The sequence below is a fragment of the Nocardia sp. NPDC051750 genome (genome assembly GCF_044453135.1).
In the GTDB taxonomy this organism is placed as follows: domain Bacteria; phylum Actinomycetota; class Actinomycetes; order Mycobacteriales; family Mycobacteriaceae; genus Nocardia.
Genome location: NZ_JBITCK010000001.1, coordinates 1,329,246 through 1,349,758, shown reverse-complemented (window position 1 = coordinate 1,349,758; position 20,513 = coordinate 1,329,246). Strand labels below are relative to the sequence as shown.

General features: G+C 68.3%; 18 protein-coding genes. 5 read left to right on the top strand and 13 right to left on the bottom strand.

Annotated elements, in window-relative coordinates:
• Positions 1–81 precede the first annotated feature (81 nt).
• From purL to purS, 4 genes are all read right to left on the bottom strand, one after another.
• Positions 82–2,373: a phosphoribosylformylglycinamidine synthase subunit PurL gene (gene purL, locus ACIA75_RS05985; RefSeq protein ID WP_397100353.1), complete on the bottom strand. Its 2,292-nt coding sequence runs from the start codon at positions 2,371–2,373 to the stop codon at positions 82–84.
• Positions 2,374–2,691: 318 nt separating this feature from the next.
• The gene (locus ACIA75_RS05980; RefSeq protein WP_397100351.1) at positions 2,692–3,972 is read right to left on the bottom strand and encodes a M18 family aminopeptidase; all 1,281 of its coding nucleotides are present in this window, start codon (positions 3,970–3,972) and stop codon (positions 2,692–2,694) included.
• A 29-nt stretch (positions 3,973–4,001) separates the two neighbouring features.
• On the bottom strand, positions 4,002–4,679 hold the full coding sequence (purQ, locus tag ACIA75_RS05975) for a phosphoribosylformylglycinamidine synthase subunit PurQ (protein WP_397100349.1): 678 nt from the start codon (positions 4,677–4,679) through the stop codon (positions 4,002–4,004).
• On the bottom strand, positions 4,676–4,912 hold the full coding sequence (gene purS, locus ACIA75_RS05970) for a phosphoribosylformylglycinamidine synthase subunit PurS (RefSeq protein WP_397100346.1): 237 nt from the start codon (positions 4,910–4,912) through the stop codon (positions 4,676–4,678). The genes purQ and purS overlap by 4 nt, the downstream gene beginning before the upstream one ends.
• 147 nt (positions 4,913–5,059) lie before the next feature.
• Here purS and ACIA75_RS05965 point away from each other — a divergent pair, with 147 nt between their 5' ends.
• Complete coding sequence (locus ACIA75_RS05965; RefSeq protein ID WP_397100344.1) at positions 5,060–5,704, top strand: MBL fold metallo-hydrolase; 645 nt, start codon at positions 5,060–5,062, stop codon at positions 5,702–5,704.
• Between the two features lie 74 nt (positions 5,705–5,778).
• Here the strand turns inward: ACIA75_RS05965 and ACIA75_RS05960 are convergent, their stop codons facing one another.
• The 7 genes from ACIA75_RS05960 to ACIA75_RS05930 form a co-directional block, all read right to left on the bottom strand.
• A complete protein-coding gene (locus ACIA75_RS05960; protein ID WP_397100342.1) occupies positions 5,779–6,480 on the bottom strand; it encodes a DUF2334 domain-containing protein in 702 nt (233 codons plus the stop codon).
• Between the two features lie 318 nt (positions 6,481–6,798).
• Positions 6,799–8,970 (bottom strand): S9 family peptidase, encoded by a 2,172-nt coding sequence (locus ACIA75_RS05955; RefSeq protein WP_397100340.1) that lies wholly within the window; start codon positions 8,968–8,970, stop codon positions 6,799–6,801.
• 68 nt (positions 8,971–9,038) lie between these two features.
• Entirely contained in the window at positions 9,039–9,998 is a 960-nt protein-coding gene (locus ACIA75_RS05950) for an alpha/beta hydrolase (RefSeq protein WP_397100338.1), read from the bottom strand.
• Positions 9,999–10,243: 245 nt separating this feature from the next.
• Complete coding sequence (locus tag ACIA75_RS05945) at positions 10,244–10,675, bottom strand: HIT family protein (protein WP_397100336.1); 432 nt, start codon at positions 10,673–10,675, stop codon at positions 10,244–10,246.
• A gap of 99 nt (positions 10,676–10,774) precedes the next feature.
• Positions 10,775–12,202 (bottom strand): adenylosuccinate lyase, encoded by a 1,428-nt coding sequence (purB, locus tag ACIA75_RS05940; protein ID WP_397100334.1) that lies wholly within the window; start codon positions 12,200–12,202, stop codon positions 10,775–10,777.
• 6 nt (positions 12,203–12,208) lie between these two features.
• Positions 12,209–12,847: a TetR/AcrR family transcriptional regulator gene (locus tag ACIA75_RS05935; protein ID WP_397100332.1), complete on the bottom strand. Its 639-nt coding sequence runs from the start codon at positions 12,845–12,847 to the stop codon at positions 12,209–12,211.
• Between the two features lie 136 nt (positions 12,848–12,983).
• A complete protein-coding gene (locus tag ACIA75_RS05930) occupies positions 12,984–14,147 on the bottom strand; it encodes a pyridoxal phosphate-dependent aminotransferase (RefSeq protein WP_397100330.1) in 1,164 nt (387 codons plus the stop codon).
• Positions 14,148–14,720: 573 nt separating this feature from the next.
• Here ACIA75_RS05930 and ACIA75_RS05925 point away from each other — a divergent pair.
• Both ACIA75_RS05925 and ACIA75_RS05920 read left to right on the top strand, forming a co-directional pair.
• On the top strand, positions 14,721–15,728 hold the full coding sequence (locus tag ACIA75_RS05925; RefSeq protein WP_397100328.1) for a M23 family metallopeptidase: 1,008 nt from the start codon (positions 14,721–14,723) through the stop codon (positions 15,726–15,728).
• A gap of 417 nt (positions 15,729–16,145) precedes the next feature.
• Positions 16,146–16,706: a transglycosylase SLT domain-containing protein gene (locus ACIA75_RS05920; RefSeq protein ID WP_397100326.1), complete on the top strand. Its 561-nt coding sequence runs from the start codon at positions 16,146–16,148 to the stop codon at positions 16,704–16,706.
• A gap of 54 nt (positions 16,707–16,760) precedes the next feature.
• Here ACIA75_RS05920 and purD read toward each other — a convergent pair whose 3' ends face one another.
• Complete coding sequence (gene purD, locus ACIA75_RS05915) at positions 16,761–18,032, bottom strand: phosphoribosylamine--glycine ligase (protein ID WP_397100324.1); 1,272 nt, start codon at positions 18,030–18,032, stop codon at positions 16,761–16,763.
• 189 nt (positions 18,033–18,221) lie between these two features.
• Here purD and ACIA75_RS05910 point away from each other — a divergent pair, with 189 nt between their 5' ends.
• Both ACIA75_RS05910 and ACIA75_RS05905 read left to right on the top strand, forming a co-directional pair.
• Positions 18,222–18,599: a PH domain-containing protein gene (locus ACIA75_RS05910; protein ID WP_397100322.1), complete on the top strand. Its 378-nt coding sequence runs from the start codon at positions 18,222–18,224 to the stop codon at positions 18,597–18,599.
• A gap of 49 nt (positions 18,600–18,648) precedes the next feature.
• A complete protein-coding gene (locus ACIA75_RS05905; RefSeq protein WP_397100320.1) occupies positions 18,649–19,074 on the top strand; it encodes an HIT family protein in 426 nt (141 codons plus the stop codon).
• Position 19,075: 1 nt separating this feature from the next.
• On the opposite strand, the gene ACIA75_RS05900 is transcribed toward ACIA75_RS05905, so the two are convergent.
• The gene (locus tag ACIA75_RS05900; RefSeq protein ID WP_397100988.1) at positions 19,076–20,509 is read right to left on the bottom strand and encodes a sensor histidine kinase; all 1,434 of its coding nucleotides are present in this window, start codon (positions 20,507–20,509) and stop codon (positions 19,076–19,078) included.
• Between the last annotated feature and the right edge of the window lie 4 nt (positions 20,510–20,513).

Below are 20,513 nucleotides of genomic sequence, written 5' to 3'. Positions count from 1 at the left end.
AGCACCCATCCAGTATGGCGGGCAGAACCGGCACCGGCGGGTGGCCCGGGTCACCCCCGGCGTGGCACGCCCGTCCCGGAATCAGTCGTGGCCGCCGAACAGGGCCGGCAGAGTGCCCTCGTGGGCGGCGCGGAGTTCGGCCATGGTGACCGTGAACTGGCCCTGCACCTCGATCGAGTCCGATCCCTGATCCACCACACCGATCCGCACCCACGGCAGTTCCCGGGCCGTGCACATCTTGGTGAACCGCGTTTCCTCCGAGCGAGGGACGGCGACCAGCACCCGGCCTGCGGATTCGGCGAACAGCATGACGAACGGGTCGGCATCTTCGGGCAGCAGCACCCGGCAGCCGGTTTCGCCGGCCAGTGCGGCCTCGACCACGGCCTGGGCCAGGCCGCCCTCGGAGAGATCGTGGGCGGCGCTGATCATGCCGTCGCGGGACCCGGCGGTGAGCACCTCACCGATCAGCTTCTCGCGAGCAAGGTCGACCTGCGGGGGCAGGCCGCCCAGATGACCGTGGGCAACCTGTGACCAGACCGAACCACCGAATTCGTCGCGGGTATCGCCCAGCAGGATGAGGGTCTCCCCCGGCTCCAGGCCGAGCCCGGTCGGGATGCGGCGGTGCACATCGTCGATCACGCCGAGCACGCCGACCACCGGCGTGGGCAGGATGGCGTTCTCCCCGGTCTGGTTGTAGAAGCTGACATTGCCGCCGGTGACCGGGATTCCGAGTTCCACACAGCCGTCGGCGAGGCCGCGCACGGCCTGCTGGAACTGCCACATCACGCCCGGGTCTTCCGGGGACCCGAAATTCAGGCAGTTGGTGACGGCCTTGGGCGTGGCGCCGGTGCTGGCCACGTTCCGGTACGCCTCGGCCAGCGCCAGCCGGGCGCCGGTGTAGGGATCGAGCTTCGTGTAGTGGCCGTTGGCGTCGGTGGCCAGCGCGATACCCCGGCCGGTTTCCTCGTCCACCCGGATCATGCCGGCGTCGGCGTGTTCGGCCAGGACGGTGTTACCGCGCACGTAGCGGTCGTACTGTTCGGTGATCCAGCGGCGGCTGCACAGCTGCGGGCTGGCCACCATTTTCAGCAGGGTCTCGCGCAACTCCTCGGCGGTTTTCGGCCGCGGGAGGTTGTCCGGGGTGTCGGCATTGAGCGCGTCCTGGCCGGCGGGGCGCTGGACGGGCCGCTCGTACACCGGGCCCTCGTGCGCGACGGTGCGCGGCGGGACATCCACCACGGTCTCGCCGTGCCAGGTGACCTCGAGCCGCTCACCATCGGTGACCTCGCCGATCACCGTGGCCAGCACATCCCATTTGGCGCAGACCTTCAGGAACGCGGCCACGTTCTCCGGGGTCACGACCGCGCACATCCGTTCCTGCGATTCGCTGGACAGGACTTCCGCGGGGGTCATATCGGCCGCCCGCAGCGGGACCCGGTCCAGTTCGATCCGCATCCCGCCGTCGCCGGCCGCGGCCAGCTCGGAGGTCGCGCAGGACAACCCGGCGCCACCGAGATCCTGGATACCGACGACCAGCCCGGCGTGGTACAGCTCCAGACAGCATTCGATGAGCACCTTCTCGGTGAACGGGTCGCCCACCTGCACGCTCGGCAGCTTCTTGCGGCCGGTCCCGGATTCGTCGCCGGAGAACGTGTCCGAGGCGAGCACCGAAACGCCGCCGATACCGTCGAGGCCGGTGCGCGCACCGAAAAGAATGATCTTGTTACCGGCGCCGGACGCGAACGCCAGATGCAGATCCTCCACCCGCATGACCCCGGCGCACAGCGCGTTCACCAGCGGATTGCCTTGATAGGAGGCATCGAAAACGGTTTCACCGCCGATATTCGGCAACCCCAGCGAGTTGCCGTAACCGCCGACCCCGCGCACCACGCCGTCCACCACGCGGCGGGTATCGGCGGCATCCGCGGCACCGAAACGCAGCTGATCCATCACCGCGATCGGCCGCGCCCCCATGGCCATGATGTCGCGGACGATCCCGCCGACACCGGTGGCCGCGCCCTGGTACGGCTCGACGTAGGAGGGATGATTGTGGCTCTCCACCTTGAAGGTGACCGCCCAGCCGTCACCGATATCGACCACACCCGCGTTCTCGCCGATCCCGGCCAGCATTTCCGCACGCATCTCGTCGGTGGTGGTCTCGCCGAAATAGCGCAGATGCACCTTCGAGGATTTGTAGGAGCAGTGTTCGCTCCACATCACCGAATACATGGCCAGTTCGGCGTCGGTGGGCCGGCGGCCCAGGATGTCCCGGATCCGGGCGTATTCGTCGTCCTTGAGGCCGAGCTCGGCGTACGGCTGCGGCGTATCCGGGGTTGCGGCGGCGGTGGCGACCGTATCGACCTGCTCAGTCACGGGAGTACCAGGATCCTTTCGTAGGTTGGCGCGCCGGCGCGCGCGGGCTCCGGTCCCGGTGGCGTATCCGCGCACCCCGTGGCTGCGTATTCGTGTCGACGCCGCGGGATATCGGGAACACGGGTGGGGCCGGAACACGAGGCCTCGACGGCGGGGCCCCGACAGATTTGATCCAGCACGAATCTTACGTTCACCTGCGCCGCGCACACCCCCGGCCCCATCGCCGACGACGTCCACGGCAGCCGGACAGACAACCGGCCGCCCGTCGATCCCCGCCGATCCGGCCCTGCCCGGCCACGAACCACCGGAATCGGCCGGTCAGTCCTCGGGAGCGAGAAAGGCGGCCAGCGCTGCCGCGTAGGCAGAGATATCGGCGGCGCCCATCAATTCGCGCGCCGAATGCATTGCTAATTGCGGAGCGCCGACATCCACCGTCGGCATCCCGGTTCGCGCCGCGGTCATCGGTCCGATTGTGGAGCCGCAGGGCAGATCGGCCCGGTGCACATAGCGCTGCATCGAGACCCCGGCCCGGGCGCAGGCCAGCGCGAACGCCCCGGCACCGACCGCATCGGTGGCGTAGCGCAGGTTCTGGTTCACCTTGAGCACCGGACCGCCGTTGATCTCGATCCCGTGCGACGGTTCGTGCCGTTCGGGATAGTTCGGGTGGGTGGCATGCGCCATATCACCGGACGCACACACCGAACCCGCCATCGCGGCCAGGAAATCCGACCGGCCGCCGCCCCGGGCCAGCACGATCCGCTCGAGGACCGTCGGCAGCAGCTCGGATTGGGCGCCACGGTCGGATTGGCTGCCGACCTCCTCGTGGTCGAACACCGCGAGCACCGGAACCGCCCCGCCCGGGTTGTCCACAGCCGTCCGGAACGCCTGCAAACCTGCGTAGCAGGTGCCCTGATTGTCCAGCCGCGGCGCACTGATCAGGTCCTGGCCGACGCCGATCACGCGGCTCGCTGCCAGATCATGGGTCATCAGCTCCCAGCCCAGCACCGCCGCCGGATCCACGCCGGCGGTATCGGCCACATAGCTCAGGAAGGACGCGGGTTCGCTGCCGACGCCCCAGATCGCGTTCACATGCCGCTGCGGGTCGAGAGTCACCCCGCGCCGGTCGTCGGAAAGATGGATGGCCAGCTGCGGCACCCGCAGGATCGGTTCGTCGATCCGCACCAGCCGCTCGGCCAGGCCGTTGCCCTCGCGCACGCTGAGCCGCCCCGAGATCCCCAGCTCACGATCGAGCCACGAGTTCAGCCAGGCCCCGCCGTACGGCTCCAGCCGCACCAGCTGCCACCCCGCCACCGACAGATCGGGATGCTGTTTCACCCGGAGATTGGGGCTGTCGGTATGCGCCCCCACCACCCGGAACGGCCCCGCCTGTGCCGGATCGGCCCAGGCGACCAGTGATCCACCGCGCACGATGTAGTACCGGCCACCGGCCGCGGGCCAGGGCTGGGTCTCGTCGAGCCGGGTGAACCCGTCCGCGTCCAACTCCCCGGCAATAGTCCGGCACACGTGAAACGGTGAGGGCGAAGCGTCGATGAAGGCACACAGCCCAGCGGCCGAAGCCGCTACTGCAGAACTCGGCATGCTGTGACTCTATGCGCGGGCCGAGGAGGTCAGGAAGCGACCAGGACGTCCAGCGCCGACAGGAACAACCCGAGCCCATCGTCACTCGGCCCCGTGAGCGGTTCCGTGGCGTGCTCCGGGTGCGGCATGAGACCCACGACCCGCTTGTCGGCCGAGGCGATACCCGCGATCGACCGCTGCGACCCGTTCGGGTTGTCGCCGGCGTAGCGAAACACCACCCGGCCCTCACCCTCGAGCTCGTCGAGCACCGACTGCGGGGCCTGGTAGCGGCCTTCGCCCGATTTCAGCGGGACCAGGATCTGCGCGCCCGGTTCGTAGCGGGAGGTCCAAGCGGTATCCGTGGCCTCGACCTTCAGCCACTGGTCGCGGCAGATGAAGTGCAGGCCCTCATTGCGCGTGAGTGCCCCGGGCAGCAGTCCGGCCTCGCACAGCACCTGGAATCCGTTGCAGATACCGAGAACCGGCATCCCTTTCCCGGCCGCCTCGATCACCGTGCCCATCACGGGGGCGAACCGGGCGATCGCACCGCAGCGCAGATAGTCGCCGTAGGAGAAGCCGCCGGGGACCACGACCGCGTCGACGCCTTTGAGGTCGGCGTCGGCGTGCCAGAGGTTCACCGCGTCGGCGCCGGCCAGCCGCACCGCGCGGACGGCGTCCACATCGTCGAGGGTGCCCGGGAAGGTGATGACCCCGATACGGGCGGTCACGAGACGCGCACCACCTTCCAGTCCTCGATCACGGTGTTGGCCAGCAGCGATTCCGCGATCGCGGCGAGCTGGTCGTCGCTCATATCGTCGCCGACCTCGAGCTCGAACCGCTTGCCCTGCCGGACATCGGTGACGCCTTCGAATCCCATGCGCGGTAACGCGCCGGCTATGGCCTGCCCCTGCGGATCCAGGATCTCGGCCTTCGGCATCACCTCGACCACGACACGTGCCACGGGTTGCTCCTCACGAAAAGGGGTGAGCTGCGTCCGGCGCTGCTGCGGGCCGGAACGTTGATGGGTTACCTGAGCAGCCTAATTGCCGGGTCATCCGGAGGTCGCGGCGGGTGAGGTGATTCCGGCCGCCGGTACTAGCCTGGGGCCATGCATGTAGCCCATTTCGGTCACTCCTGCGTACTCGTCGAACTGCACGGCAAGAAGGTTCTCTTCGATCCCGGCGCCTTCTCGCACGGTTTCGAAGGGCTCACCGGACTGGATGCCATCGCCGTCACCCATCAGCACGCCGACCATATCGACGCGAACCGGATCGAGGCGCTGGTCGCCGCCAATCCGGATGCCCGGCTGCTGTCGGATCCGCAGACCGCCGAGTTGCAGGAGGGTCCGTGGGAGGCGGTGCACGCGGGCAATGTCATCGAACTCGGCGAGCTGCGGATCACCGGTGGCGGCGGCCGGCACGCGGTGATCCACCCCGACCTCCCGGTGGTCGACAACACCGTGTTCCAGCTCGGCAGCGGCGAGAACCCGACCCAGTTCGTCCATCCGGGCGATTCGCTGTGGGTCCCGTATACGCCGGTGGATGTGCTGGCGCTGCCCGCCGCGGCACCGTGGATGAAGATCAGCGAAGCGGTCGACTATCTACGTTCGGTCGCGCCGCGGGTGGCGTTCCCCATCCATTACGGAATCATCGCCGAGCAGGCCTGGGGAGTGTATTTCAGCCGTTTCGACGAAATGCGTAAAAACGAAACGGAGTTCAAGACCCTACGGCCGGAGAACGATATCGACTTCTGACGCGCACACACCGAACACACTTCGAGACCCTGAACCCGCCGCCCCCGCTATCGCCGATCAGGGGCGGCGGAGCCTCAGGCCGCGCGCACGGCGATGAGCGGCTCCCAGCGGTACACCTCGCTGCGCGCCCCGTGATAGAGCGCGAGATCGACCGCGTCCAGCATCGCCTGGCGTGGCCCCGGCCGGCCCAGCTGAGCGGCCGAGACCGCCAGCCGCAGCACCCCGCCGCGGCGGGCGGTCCGGGCGGCACCGAGTACCAGCGCCCGGCACCACCAGGGCTCGGCCCGGAAACCTTCGCCGATGCCGTAGACCCGCGCCTTCTGCACCGTATTGCGTTCCAGGTCGTGCATACTGGTCAGTCCGAGCGATAACCGGAATCCCAGCTCGGGCAGCGCCGCCAGCGCGCCCGCCGACGCGTCCCAGCGCGGGGCCGCGAACAGCCGGGTGCGCAGTCCGACCTGTTCCATCGCCCGGTCGGCGGCGGTGAGCCGCAGCAGCGCCTCGTGTCTGGGGAGCGTCGCGAACTCGGCCCGGCGGCGTTTGGTGGCGGCCTGGTCGTAACCGTGCAGAACGACGGCGTCGCCGCGTTCGCGGCGGCCGCGCAGCCAGGTCTGCGTGGTGGGATCGTCGGCCAGCCGGTATTTACCCTTCAGGCGGGGCGCCACCAGCAGCGACAACCGAACACCGCGCTGATCCATCTCCTCGGCGAATCCGATCGCCGCGTCCCGGGTGGCTTCCCGGACCCCGGATACCGATACGAGCAGCTCAGCGTTCATGTACCAACGGTGGCAGACACAGGTGACCGCCGTATGCAGGACCGATGACCTGTACGTGCAGGTCGGGTGACCATCCCGTGCAGCAGGGATGTCCACCGAACGAACATCCGGACACGGTCCGGTAGCGTCCGTCCGACGGGGCATACCGGACGAAAACCACCCGGCACGACGCCTGCGGCACGGCCGGAGCGAACGCGCAGGGTACGCACAATGCGCACGGCCGGAGCGAACGCGCAGGGTACGCACAATGCGCACGGCCGGAGCGAACGCGGAGGTTACGCACAATGCGCACGGCCGGAGCGAACGCGGAGGTTACGCCTACCGGTCCCCGGCGCCGACCGTATCCAGTACCCAGGCGTACTCGAACGCGACCTCACGCCACTTCTCGTAGCGCCCGCTGACCCCGCCGTGGCCCGCGCTCATCTCGGTTTTGAGCAGCAGCGGCGCATCGCCGGTTTTGGTGGCCCGCAGTTTCGCGACCCATTTCGCCGGTTCCACGTACAGCACCCGCGTGTCGTTGATGCTGGTGATCGCGAGAATGGCCGGATAGTCCTGCGCCACCACGTTCTCATAGGGCGAATACGATTTCATGTAGTCGTAGACATCGTTGTCCGCCAAGGGATTCCCCCACTCGTCCCATTCTATGACGGTGAGCGGCAGCGACGGGTCGAGGATGGAGGTCAGTGGGTCGACGAACGGAACGTTGGCCAGCACCCCCGCGAAGAGTTCCGGCGCCATATTCGCCACCGCACCCACCAGCAGACCACCCGCGCTCCCGCCGTCGGCGATCATCCGGTCCGCGGCGGTGGTCCCGTTCGCGATGAGATGCCGTGCGCAGGAGACGAAATCGGTGAAGGTGTTCTTCTTGGTGCGCGTTTTACCGTGCTCGTACCACAGCCGGCCCATTTCGCCGCCGCCGCGCACATGAGCGATGGCGAAGACCATCCCGCGATCGAGTAGCGACAGCCGGGACACCGAGAACCCCGGGTCGATACTGGCCTCGTAGGACCCGTATCCGTAGAGCAGCAACGGTTTCGGCCCGGTGGCAAGGTCCGTATCGCGCCGGGCGACGATCGAAATCGGGATCCGCGTGCCGTCGTCGGCCGCGGCCCAATCCCGGTGCTGCACATAGTCGTCGGCGTTGTAACCGCCCAGCACGGGCTGTTCCTTGCGGAGCAGCAGCTCGCCGGTCGACATCACGTAGTCGAAGACCTGGGTCGGGGTGATGAACGAGGTGAGCCCGAGCCGCAGGGTGGGCTGGTCCCATTCCGGGCAGGACCCGAGTCCGGCGCTGTAGAGCTCCAGATCGAATTCGAGCTCCTTCAGCTCCCCGTACCCGTCCGGGCCGAGCGGCCAGATGGCGACCCGGGGCAGCGCGGCACGGCGATAGCTGAGCACCAACTGGCCGGCGAACGCATCGATATCCTCGAGCCGCACATCGTCGCGGTGGCCGATCAGGGTACGCAGCCGGGCCGGATCATCGGCCGGGGCCTCGGCCAGCACGAAGTTCTCCGCCTTCACCCCGTCGACCACATCGTTGTGCAGGATCAGGAACCGGTCCTCCCCCGCCACCACCGCATGCTCGGCGGAATACTCCACGCCTTCCCGGCGTGGCAGCAGAACCCGGAACTCACCGGTCGGATCATCGGATTCCAGCACCCAGCCCTCGGTGGTGATCTTGGACCCGACCCAGATCATCAGGTACTTCTCCGACCGGGTACCGCCGATACTCACCCAGTACCGCTCATCCGGTTCGTGGAAAACCTGCACGTCGGTATCCGTGGCGGCGCCCAGCCGATGCCGCCACACGGTATCGGGCCGCCAGGATTCGTCCACCGTCTGATAGAAGACATGGCTGCCGTCCAGCGACCAGGTGGCGCCGGGAGCGGTCCGCACGATCTCGTCGCCGAGCAGTTCGCCGGTGCGCAGATCCTTGAACCGCAAGGTGTAGCGCTCGTCACCGGCCGTATCCACCGAGAAGGCCAGCAGGTTTCCGTCGTGGCTCACCGAGAACGCGCCGAGCGCGAAGAAGTCGTGGCCCTCGGCCAACTCGTTGCTGTCCAGCAGGATCTGTTCACCGGGAATCTCGGTATCGGCCTCCAGCCGGGGCGGGGTCCAGGCGTCGATCCCCGCGGCAGCGCTGTCGATCGGGCACCGGCACTGCACGCCGTACTGCTTACCTTCGTAGCTGCGCGAGTAATACCAGTACTCGCCCAGCCGGGTGGGCACCGACAGATCGGTCTCCTGGGTGCGGGATTTGATCTCGTCGAAGATTTTCTCGCGCAGCGGAGCCAGATGGGCGGTCTGCGCCTCGGTGTAGGCGTTCTCGGCCTCGAGATGGGCGATGACCTCCGGGTCGTCCTTGTCTCGCAGCCACTCGTATTCGTCGACGAAACGATCACCGTGGTGCACCCGCTCCTGCGGCACCGTTTTCGCTGTCGGCGCCGTCACCGCCGCCTCGGTCACCGGACTACCACCACTGTCAGCCATGGCCACCACCGTAGCGGCCCCGCCCGCGCGCCGGAGACGCTACCGAGGCTCCGGCGCGGTAGCCGCCGCTAGGCCCCGATCGCGGCGCCGACCGTGGGCCAGGAAGCCTTCAGGTGATCGTTCCAATACGACCACGAATGGGTCCCGACCGGCTCGTAATCCACCCGGATCGGCACCCCGGCCGCCCGGGCACGCCGCTCGAAGGCGATCACACAGGTGTCGACCGCGAATTCGATCGGCCCGCCGAGCACGATGTTCTCCGGTAACTGCGGCTTCAGTTCCAGCTCGTGCGGGCCCGGCAACCCGGTCCCGGTCGACAGGTACAGGGTTTTGCCGCGCAGCCGGTCGAGCATGAGCGCCGGATCGTGCGCGGCCCATTCCGGGCTGCCACCGGGGCCCCACATATTGTCGGGATTCCCGCCCCTGGTGAGGATCGAGAACTGCACCGCACCAGTGGCCAGGCCGGTGTCCGGGCAGGCGCTGTATCCGGCGACTGCCGTGTACAGCGCCGGATGGCGGGCGGCGAGAATGTAGGCGGCATGCCCACCCATGGACAGCCCGCCGATCGCGTTCACGCCGTTACCGGCGAAGTGGGCGTCGATGAGAGGCGGCAGCTCCTGGGTCAGGAAGGTCTCCCACTTGTAGTGGCCCAGTACCGGGTCGTCGCGGCGCCAGTCGGTGAAATAGCTGGCCTTCCCCCCGACCGGCAACACGACATTGACGTTCTTGCCCAGGAAGAAGGGTTCGGCGTCGGTGGCGTTGGTCCAGGTGCTCTGACCGACCCCGGGATCCAGCCCGTCGAGCAGGTAGTAGCTGGGCCGGGAGCCACCGCCGCTCGGATGCAGAACCTGTACCTGCACGACCTGGTTCATCGCGGGCGAGGCGATGAACACCGCGGACCGCGTCGGGCTGAGCGCGTCGATTCCGACGACCTCCGCCGCGGCGGCCGGTGCGGGATGGAGCACAGGGAGTCCGGCGACCAAGCCGACCACCCCCAGCATGAGTACAGCTAACCGAGACAACCGCACGTTCACACCTCCCTATCCCCACCCAGAACTCGGCGTAGGTCAACTCGCACCATCATGCCCCGGAAATGGCGCCGGCGTTCAGCATTCGAGCAGCAAACGTATTGAACGTTATTGAGACACGATCTTACGTGTCCCCGTCCGTGCGGCCTGTGAAACGCTCCGCGCGTGGGAATCCCGTCCGATGGGCGGTGTGGACACCACCCATCCGCAGCCCACGACCGGCCGGATCGGAAGCGAAGGTGCGCCTACCGGGCTCCCCGGTCCAGGGCACCCCGGATCGAGCCGGCGAGATAATCCAGGTCGGCCCGGGCCGGGCTCCGCGGCCGGGCCCGCAACCCGAATCCGTCCCCGGGAGTCCGCGGAATCACATGCAGATGGACATGAAATACCTCTTGACCTGCGGTTACACCGTCAGCCAGGAAGAAGTTCACCCCGTCACAAGCGACTTCGCTCGCCCGCAGCGCCGCGGCCAGCCGCTGACCCACCTGGAACAGCTTGCCGCCGGTTTCCGGGTCCAGTTCGGCCAGATTCCGAGCCGGGGTCTTCGGAACGACCAGCAGATGTCCCGGCGTCACGGGGCGGATATCCATGAACGCCAGCACATCGTCGTCCTCGTACACCGGGCTGGCAGGAGCACGGCCCGCGATGATGTCGGCGAAAATCGTATACGGATCCATGGGCCTACTATGTCGGCTGCGCTTTCGGCGCGCTCAGGGTTCGGCCTCGCTGAACTCGGCCCCACCGCCGGCCACGTCCGGTAGGGCGGCGCCGAGACCTCAGAGGATCGGCGCGGGGGTGTAGCCGGCCGCGTCGGGGTAGGCCTCGGCCAGCTTGCCCACCTGGGCGACCACGTCGGCGACCTGGGCGTCCGCCGCGCCGATGAACGCCGACTTCTCCGCCAGTGCCGCATCCAGGGCGGCTCGGTCCAGTGGGAGGCGGTCGTCGGCGGCGAGCCGGTCCAGCAGATCCGGTTCCCGGCCCTGTTCGCGCATCGCCAGCGCGACCGCCACCGCGTGTTCCTTGATCACCTCGTGGGCCGCTTCCCGGCCGACCCCGGCACGGACCGCGGCCATCAGAATGCGGGTGGTGGCCAGGAACGGCAGGTAGCGGTCCAATTCGCGGGCTACAACGGCCGGGTAGGCGCCGAATTCGGCGAGGACGGTCAGGAAGGTCTCGGTCATACCGTCGAGGGCGAAGAACGCGTCCGGGAGCGCGACCCGGCGCACCACCGAGCAGAACACATCGCCCTCGTTCCACTGCGCGCCCGCGAGTTCGGCGGCCATCGACCCGTAGCCGCGCAACACCACCTGCAGCCCGTTGACCCGTTCACAGGACCGGGTGTTCATCTTGTGCGGCATGGCCGAACTGCCCACCTGACCCGGCTGGAACCCCTCGGTGACCAGTTCGTGTCCGGCCATCAGCCGGATGGTGTGCGCCAGCGAGGACTGCGCGGCACCGATCTGCACCAGCGCGGAGAGCACATCGTGGTCGAGCGAACGCGGATAGATCTGCCCGACACTGGTCAGCACGGTGGTGAAGCCGAGATGGCGGGCCACTTGCTGTTCCAGGGCGGCCAGTTTCGCGGCGTCGCCGCCCAGCAGGTCCAGCATGTCCTGGGCGGTGCCCATCGGGCCCTTGATCCCGCGCAGCGGATAGCGCTCGATCAGTTCCCGCAACCGGGTCAGGCCGATGAGCAGTTCGTCGGCGGCGGAGGCGAACCGTTTGCCGAGAGTGGTCGCCTGCGCGGCGACATTGTGCGAGCGGCCGGCCATCACCAGCGCCTGGTATTCGGCGGCGCGCTCGGCGAGCCGGGCGGCCACCGCGACACCGTGGGCGTGGATATGTTCCAGCGACAGCCGGATCTGCAGCTGTTCCACGTTCTCGGTGAGATCACGGCTGGTCATGCCCTTGTGCACGTGTTCGTGGCCGGCGAGGGCGTTGAATTCCTCGATCCGGGCCTTCACATCGTGGCGGGTCACCCGCTCACGTTCGGCGATCGATGCCAGATCCACCTGTTCGACGACCCGCTCATAGTCTTCGACCACCGTGGCCGGGACTTCGACGCCGAGTTCGGACTGGGCGCGCAGCACCTCGAGCCAGAGCCGCCGCTCGAGCACGATCTTGTGCTCGGGAGACCACAGATGCACCAGCTGCGGGCTGGCGTAGCGGGTGGCGAGGACGTTGGGGATCAGGTCGGAGGTCACGTCCGGTCAGTCTAATGACCGGTACCGGTCCACCGGCTGGTGCGTCGCCGGAGCGACGATATCGATGACCTCCAGCAGGGCTCCGCGGGCCAGCCGCCGGGGTTGCGGATCGGGTTCGCTCAGGGCCGCGACCACCGCACCGTCGACCACCGCGACCAGTCTGCGAAGTTGTTCGGGCCGCACCATCCGATCGGATCGGCGCAGCACATCGGCAAGCAGCTCGTCCAGCTGCCCGCGTAGTCGGAGCTGGACCTCACGTAACTCCGGATGCCGCGCGGAGGCGACGGTGCGTTCGTAGCGGGCGATCAACCGGCCGCGCGCGCCCTCGTCCACACCGTCGGTACCGATCAGTAGATCGAGCACCAGTTCGACGGTCGCTTCCGCACCACGGCGGCGGTGGGTCACCTCGCCGACGCGGCGCCGCATCGTTTCGAGTTCGGCGTTGCCACTGAATTCCACCGCCCGCGCGATCAGATCCTCGAGCGATTCGAAGTAGTAGGTCGTCGAGGCCAGTGGCAGTTCGGCGCGGGTGGCGACCGAACGATGCCGCACCGCGTCGAAACCACCTTCGAGCAGCAATTCGGCGGCCGCGGCCACCAGCGCCTGGCGACGCCGTTCACCTTTCGGAGTCGTCGCGGTTATCACCGTGCCATCGTGCCAGTCGTCATCAGTACATCCGTACGAAATCAGGGAAAGGGGAAACAACCATCGATGTTTCTACCGCATCCTCGCAGCAATGGTGTCGTACTGTGCAAAGTTGTTGCCCTACAGAGAAATTCTGTCAAGGCTGCTTGTGCAGATAGTGACCCAGGCGAGTGAGTGCGGTTTCGATATCGGCGGTGGCCCCGGCGAACGATACGCGGATGGTGCGGTGCCCGTTCACCGTGTCGAAGTCCAGGCCGGGCGCCATCGCCACCCCGGTATGTGCCAGCACGTCCGCGCACCATGCCATCGAATCATCGGTGAGGTGCCCGATATCGGCGTACGCGTAGAAGGCGCCGTCGGCGGGGGCGAGATCCGTGATCCCCAGTCCGGCGAGACCGTCCAGCAGTATTCGCCGGTTGACGGCGTAACGCCGCACATGGCCGTCGAGTTCGGTTCGCGAATCGGCGTCGAACGCGTGCACCGCCGCGTACTGCGAAATCGCGGGCGGGCAGACGGTCATATTGGACGCCAGCCGCTGCAGTGCCGGGCGGATCGCCGCCGGTACCAGCATCCAGCCCAGCCGCCAGCCGGTCATCGAGAAATATTTCGACACCGACCCGATCACCACCGCCGACCGGGTGGTCTCCCAGGCCGACGCGGTGCGCTCACCGCCGTAGGTGATGCCGTGGTAGATCTCGTCGGAGATCAGCAGGGTGCCGTGCTCCTCGCACCAGCGGGCCACGGCGGCGAGTTCGGCGGGTTCGATCATAGTGCCGGTGGGGTTGGCCGGGCTGGCCACGATCAGGCCGCGCGGTGGTTCCGGCAGGCTGTCGAGCATGGCGACGGTCGGCTGGAACCGGGTTTCGGCGCGGCAGTCCAGTTCGATCACCCGGCAACCCAATGCCGTCAGCGTGTTGCGATAGGCCGGATACCCGGGGCGGGCGACAACGACGGTGTCACCGGGGTCGAAGGCCGCCAGGAAGATCAGGGTGAAGGCGCCCGACGAGCCGGTGGTCACCACGACATCGTCCGGATCCACCGGGTATCCGTACATGCGCCGGTGATGTTCCGCAATCACCTCGCGCAGCGTCAGGATGCCGAAAGTCTCGGTGTAACCGAATAATTCGGCATCGATCGCGGCCTTGGTGGCACGCAACACCGGAGCCGGGGCCGGAGTCGAGGGCTGACCGGCGGCCAGGCTCAGCACATCGCCGTGTGTGCGGGCGCGTTCGGCGGCGGCTTTCCAGACATCCATGACGTAGAAAGGGGGAATGGTCGAGCGCCGAGATTCAGTGGACACCCGACCGACGGTAGAGCACCGCTCCGGCCGGTTCGACGGCTATGGTCTGCACTGATGCTCGACAAGGCCAGCCGGCCGGCCGCCGGCCCGCCCTCCGCCGAGCCCGGATCCACCGCTTCCGGTAGCGGTCCCGGGCCCCTGCGCCGTCGCTGGACCCGGGCGCTGCGCCCGATGTCGGCGGCAGTCCGCAGTCGTGGGCGAGTGGCCCCGCCTGCACCACACGACAACCGAGGCACCCGGTCCCCCGTCGCCACATCAGATGATTCCGCCGAGCCCAACACCGGCGGGTGCACCACATCAACCGGTCCGGACACGCTGAAGTACGGCGACCCGGACGAAATCCGGGGTGAAACCGCGGCGGGGGCGCACCCGGATCCCGGCTCGACCGAACCCGAAACCGTCCAGACAGGGGCCGAAGCCCAGACCGCATCGGACGCGGGGACCTCCCTGACAGTGCCGCGAACCGGCATCGACCCGGCAGAACCTGAAGCCGCGATCGAGCCGGCCAGGGCCGTGGTCCGAAATACCTCGACCCCGCCTGATTCCCAGACGCCTGGCGACACCGTCGATCCGGTGGAGAATCCCGGCGACCAGCGGGGACTCTTGCAGCGCGCAGCAGCGGCCAACGGTGGTCCGGTGATCGCGCCGGGCTGGCGGGAACGCGCCGCGCGAGCCGGGGCGGCCCACCGGACCCCCAGGCAACAGCTGGTCGCCGGATACGAGTGGACGATCCGGCAGCTGACAGCGTTGCGCTCTCGCATCCCGACCCGCGCCGAACTCACCGACCTTCTCGCCCGCCGCCCGTCCACCCAGGAGATCGCCGATACCGCCCGGCGGCACCGCTTCCTCCTCGGCGGACTCGGGCTCACCCTGATACTGGCCACCGGCGACGCGACCGCGGGCATCCTGGTCGCCGAACAAGCCCCGGCGCCGGGCATCGCACACCGCGTCGCGGTGGCGTATCCACTGCAGCTGTCCACCCCGGTGCCTTCGGTCCGCCGCTACCTCGACGCCATCGCCAACGGTGAGCGACTCCGCGAACAGGCCGTGGTCGCCGCCGCGGCCCGCGCGACCCTGGAGCGCGCCAAAGCGGAGGCCGCGGCCGCGGCGGCGGGTCAGGAGCAGCCGTGGATCAACAGCATGCCGGCACCCGAAGGCGGAGTCATACCGCCCGGGGCCATACCGCCCGGGGCCGGTGGCTACGTTCTTCCGGCACCCGGCACCTTCACGTCCGGCTTCGGCAGCCGGTGGGGCACGTTCCACAACGGTATCGATATCGCAGGCCCGATCGGATCACCGATCTATGCCGTGGCGGCCGGAACGGTCATCGACGCCGGTCCGGCCGCGGGGTTCGGCCTGTGGGTCCGGATCCGGCACGACGACGGCACCATCTCCGTCTACGGCCATATGTACGACTTCTTCGTATCGGTCGGCGAACGGGTGCCCGCCGGTATGCAGATCGCCCGGATGGGCAACCGGGGCGATTCCACGGGACCGCATCTGCATTTCGAGATCATCATGGACGGCCGGCACGTCGACCCGCAGCGCTGGCTGGCCCTGCACGGACTCTCCTACGGCTGATCGGCCGACCGCAGCCAGCAAACACGCGGTATCCGGATCCGGTCAAGATCCAGGTGGCAACGCACTGTGATCGATTCCGCAGAAATTGCTGTTCCAGCGATTTCTCTCAGGAGAATAGAACCGTAGGTTTGCTGTTAGTTCATCTTTTGTTCATGTTTCGCAACCATTCTGTGATTCGCCAGAGAACAGACCGCAAGTCTGTAACCCGAGCGGAATCGCATTCGTCCGAATGTTTCGCCGCGACGGCGCCGCCCACTGCCGCCGGCCCCACGGCCGGCGCGCGGCGCACCGCGTCACTGGCCGCGGACAACTGAATCTTCAGATTCCACAACCCATTCACAAAAGAAACAGCGCAACGACGGCGCCTGCGGCGATATCCCGCGGCGGCGTGGTGATCCCGCGCTGCCGGAGCCCCTCATGCGTTTACGAAAACTGTTGCCCCTGGCCGTTATTGCCGCCGCCGTCGCGATCCCCGCACAAGCCCACGCCGACGCCCCGATCGCCGGTGTCCCCGCGGAGGTGCAGGGACCCGCACAGCAGCTACAAGATCAGGCCCGCCAGTGGCAGCAGCAACTGCCGCAGCCGCAGCAGGACCAGCTACAGCAGTTCCTCCAACCGCTGCCGCAGCCGCTGCCGCAACTTCTTCCGCCGAGCTACCCGGACAACTTGGACGGCTGGATCCGCAACGCCCTGCAGATCCTCGGCCAGCGCGGTATCCCTGCCAGCTACGACGGCATCCACCGCAATGCCCTGCGGGAATCCGGCGGAAACCCGCGCGCGATCAACCTCTGGGACTCCAATGCCGCGGCCGGCATCCCCTCGAAGGGGCTCATGCAGGTCATCGATCCCACCTTCGCCGCCTACCACGTGGAAGGCACCTCGTGGGATATCTACGACCCGGTCGCCAATATCACCGCCGCGTGCAACTATGCCGCCCACCGCTACGGGTCCATCGACAACGTCTTCGGCGCGTACTGACCGCCGAGCGGTAGCCGGATGCGGTGCGCGCCGCGCCTCGCATCCGGCTACCGGTCAGAGCTGGATCCGGCCCTCGACCGCGGCGAGACCGATATCCGACCGGTAGTGTCCGCCGGTCAGCTTGACTCCGGCCAACCGGTCGTAGGCAGCCTCCCGAGCAGCGGTCAGGTCGGCCCCGGTACCGACGACACTGAGCACCCGGCCGCCCGCGGAGACCAGGGCGCCGTCCTCGCGGAGGGCCGTCCCGGCGTGCAGCACCGCCGCCGCGTCATCGGTTGCCGCATCACTCGCACCGGTGATCAGATCGCCGGTGCGCGGCCGCCCCGGATAGTTTTCGGCGGCCAGCACCACCGTGACCGCCGCCCCGCCGTGCCAGCGCGGCGCGGGAGCCTCGGCCAAGGTACCGGTCGCGGTGGCGTACAGCAGTTCTCCGAGCGGACTGTCCAACAGGGCCAGCACCGCCTGGGTCTCCGGATCACCGAACCGGCAGTTGAACTCCACCACCGCCGGTCCGGCCGCGCCCATCGCCAGCCCGGCGTAGAGCAGACCGCTGAACGGATTCCCGCGCCGGACCATTTCCGCCGCCACCGGTGCCACGACCTCGGCGACGATCTGCTCCACCATGCCCTCGGGCAGCCACGGCAACGGCGTGTACGCACCCATACCACCGGTATTGGACCCGGTGTCCCCGTCACCGACCCGCTTATGGTCCTGGGCCGGCAGCAACGGAACCACAGTTTCCCCGTCGACCAGGCAGAACAGCGATACCTCGGGCCCGTCCAGGAACGACTCCAACAGCACCGGATGCCCCTGTTCGAGCAGTTCGGCGGCGTGATCGCGGGCGGCCAGCCGGTCCGGGGTGACCACCACCCCTTTACCCGCGGCCAGTCCGTCGTCCTTCACCACCCAGGTCGGGCCGAATCGGTCCAGCGCGGCATCCAGCTCGGCGGGCGTATCCACCACCTCGCTGTGTGCGGTACGCACACCGGCCGCGGCCATCACATCCTTGGCGAATGCTTTCGAGCCCTCGATGCGGGCGGCATCGGCCGACGGACCGAAACACGCGATCCCGGCCGCGCGCACGGCGTCCGCCACGCCCAGGACCAGCGGCACCTCGGGTCCGATGACCACCAGATCGGCAGCCGCATCCCGGGCCAGCGCGACCACTGCTTCGGCGGACCCGGCATCCACCGGCCGCACCTGGGCGTGCTGGGCGATACCGGCGTTCCCCGGTGCCGCGACGAGAGCACTCACCGCCGGGTCACGGCGCAGCGCAAGGACGAGGGCGTGTTCACGGGCTCCGGAACCGATGACGAGTACTCGCACCGGGACAGCTTATAGGGGCCCGCTCCGCCGCCACCGGGCCAGGTTCCTCCCGGCCCGGCCGGTACCAGCAGGTTCACACCGACCGCGGCCGCGCACCGCCGACTTGTGGATGATGGTGGTGAAACATCCGGAACGGGTGGACAACTCGCGCGCCGAAGAGCGCGGCGCGCGCACGGGAGGATCGACATCATGGGTCTGATGGACGGAATCATGGGTAACGCCGGGCAGATCGAACCGGCCCGTGCCCAACAGGAATACCAGCGGTTGCTCGGCAACGGCGAACAAATCTATTCGGCCTACATCCTGGTCCGCGACGCCATGCTGTTCACCAACCGCCGTCTCATCCTCGTCGACAAACAAGGCCTGTCCGGCCGCAAGGTGAGCTACCACAGCATCCCCTACCGCTCCATCACCCATTTCGCGGTGGAAACTGCCGGCACCTTCGACTTGGACGCGGAACTGGTGCTCTGGATCTCCGGCAGCGACACCCCACTCCAGAAGAAATTCAACCGCCAGGTCGACATCTACGAGGTCCAGGGCGTCCTGTCCCACTTCGTCGGCGTGTAGACCCCCGGGCCGGGGCACGCAGGCGCCGGAGCCGCAATAAGCTCACCTCATGGCTTCTGTTTTCAGCGCGATCATCGCCGGGGATCTGCCGGGCCGGTTCGTCTGGGAGGACGACGAATTCGTCGGTTTCCTCACCATCGCACCGGTGACCCCCGGGCACACCCTGGTGGTACCCCGCAAGGAAATCGACCAGTGGCAGGACATCGAACCGGAGACCTTCGCCCGGCTCAACGGGGTGGCGCAGAAGATCGGGCAGGCCGTGCGGGCCGCCTGGGACGCGCCCCGGGCGGGTCTGCTGATCGCCGGACTCGAGGTTCCGCACCTGCACGTGCACGTCTTCCCGGCCTTCACCATGGGCAACTTCGATATCTCCGGTGCCGACCCGAACCCGGCACCGGAAACCATGGACGACGCGCAGACCAGGATCAAGCAGGCACTGCGCGACCTCGGTTACGGCGCGAACGTCCCCGCCTGACTCATTCACCGGCCCCGACCACGGGTTCGGCCGCCGGCCGGTGGCGCGGGAGCCGGACCGTGAAGGTCGTGCCCCGGCCGAGTTCGCTGTGCACCGCCACGCCGCCGCCGTGCGCGGCGACCAGCGCCTGCACGATCGACAGCCCCAGCCCGGACCCGCCGCTACCGCGGCTGCGCGAATCATCGGCGCGATAGAAACGTTCGAACACCCGCTCGGCCTGTTCCGGCGACATCCCCGGACCGGTGTCGGCGACTTCCAACAGGACCTCGTCCGGCCCCGGGGTGAGCCGGACCGTCACCTTCGCCTCCGGCGGAGTGTGCACCAGCGCGTTGTTCAGCAGATTCGCCAGCACCTGCCGCAGCCGGGCCGCGTCCCCCGGAACCTCGGCGGTGCCGGTACCCGGCCGCACCTCCAACCCGATCGACCGGCGCGAATCGCCATCCTCCTGCGTCGCGGCCACCGCGCGGGCACTGTGCACGGCGTCGCTGGCCAGCGACAGCAGGTCGACCGGCGCGTACTCCACCGGCCGTTCGGCATCCAGCCGGGCCAGCATCAGCAGATCCTCGACCAGCAGACCCATCCGCTTCGATTCCCGTTCGATGCGGTCGAGCAGCATATCGGTATCGCCGGTGGCGCCCTGCCGGTACAGCTCCGCGAAACCCTTGATCGTGGTCAGCGGGGTGCGCAGTTCATGGCTGGCATCCGCGACGAACCGGCGCATCTTCTCCTCCGACCGCCGCGCCGCCTCCTCCGACGCCTCGGTGGCGGCGAAACCACGCTGGATCTGGGCGAGCATAGAGTTCAGCGACCGGGCCAGCCGATCCACCTCGGTATTCGTCGGACGCATCGGCACCCGGCGATGCAGATCCCCGGCCGCGATATCGGCGGCGGTCTCCTCGACCTGCTCCAGCCGGCGCAGACTGCGCCGGATCACGAAATACGCGGCCACCGCCAGCACCGCCAGCACCGCCACGCCGATCACCAGTTGCAGCACGATCAGGCGCTCGACGATCGCCTCGGTCTCGTCCAGCCGCAGGGCGACCAGGCTGGTGCCCTCGGCGTTCTCGGTGTATTCGACCCGCCACTCACCGGAATCCTCTCCGGTGGACCCGGTGGTGAACGTGCCCGGTTTCAAGTCGTCGGGTAGATCGGGGGCGCCGTTGCGATCGTCCTGCAGGAACATCCGCCCGCCGGAGTCCTGCACCCGCGTGTAGAACTTCACCGGCGGTCGCTCGCGCCCCGGCTCCCCCGGCAGCGGTACGGGCGGCCGCAGTCCGCCGGGCCGGGCCCAGCTGTGCGCCGCCTCGTCGAGCTGCTGATCGACCCGATCGATCAGCGCATCCCGCAGGGCCGACGTCACCGCCACCCCGGAGGCCAGCAGCCCCACCGCGGAGAGCACGACCAGCGCCAGCACCAGCGTCACCCGCAACGGCATCGCC

Bases quoted from the DNA above. Each gene is read 5' to 3' on its own strand.
- ACIA75_RS05980 (WP_397100351.1), bottom strand. From the start codon at position 3,972: ATGCCGAGTTCTGCAGTAGCGGCTTCGGCCGCTGGGCTGTGTGCCTTC.
- ACIA75_RS05965 (WP_397100344.1), top strand. From the start codon at position 5,060: ATGCATGTAGCCCATTTCGGTCACTCCTGCGTACTCGTCGAACTGCAC.
- ACIA75_RS05960 (WP_397100342.1), bottom strand. From the start codon at position 6,480: ATGAACGCTGAGCTGCTCGTATCGGTATCCGGGGTCCGGGAAGCCACC.
- ACIA75_RS05955 (WP_397100340.1), bottom strand. From the start codon at position 8,970: ATGGCTGACAGTGGTGGTAGTCCGGTGACCGAGGCGGCGGTGACGGCG.
- ACIA75_RS05945 (WP_397100336.1), bottom strand. From the start codon at position 10,675: ATGGATCCGTATACGATTTTCGCCGACATCATCGCGGGCCGTGCTCCT.
- ACIA75_RS05920 (WP_397100326.1), top strand. From the start codon at position 16,146: ATGCGTTTACGAAAACTGTTGCCCCTGGCCGTTATTGCCGCCGCCGTC.
- ACIA75_RS05910 (WP_397100322.1), top strand. From the start codon at position 18,222: ATGGGTCTGATGGACGGAATCATGGGTAACGCCGGGCAGATCGAACCG.
- ACIA75_RS05905 (WP_397100320.1), top strand. From the start codon at position 18,649: ATGGCTTCTGTTTTCAGCGCGATCATCGCCGGGGATCTGCCGGGCCGG.
- ACIA75_RS05900 (WP_397100988.1), bottom strand. From the start codon at position 20,509: ATGCCGTTGCGGGTGACGCTGGTGCTGGCGCTGGTCGTGCTCTCCGCG.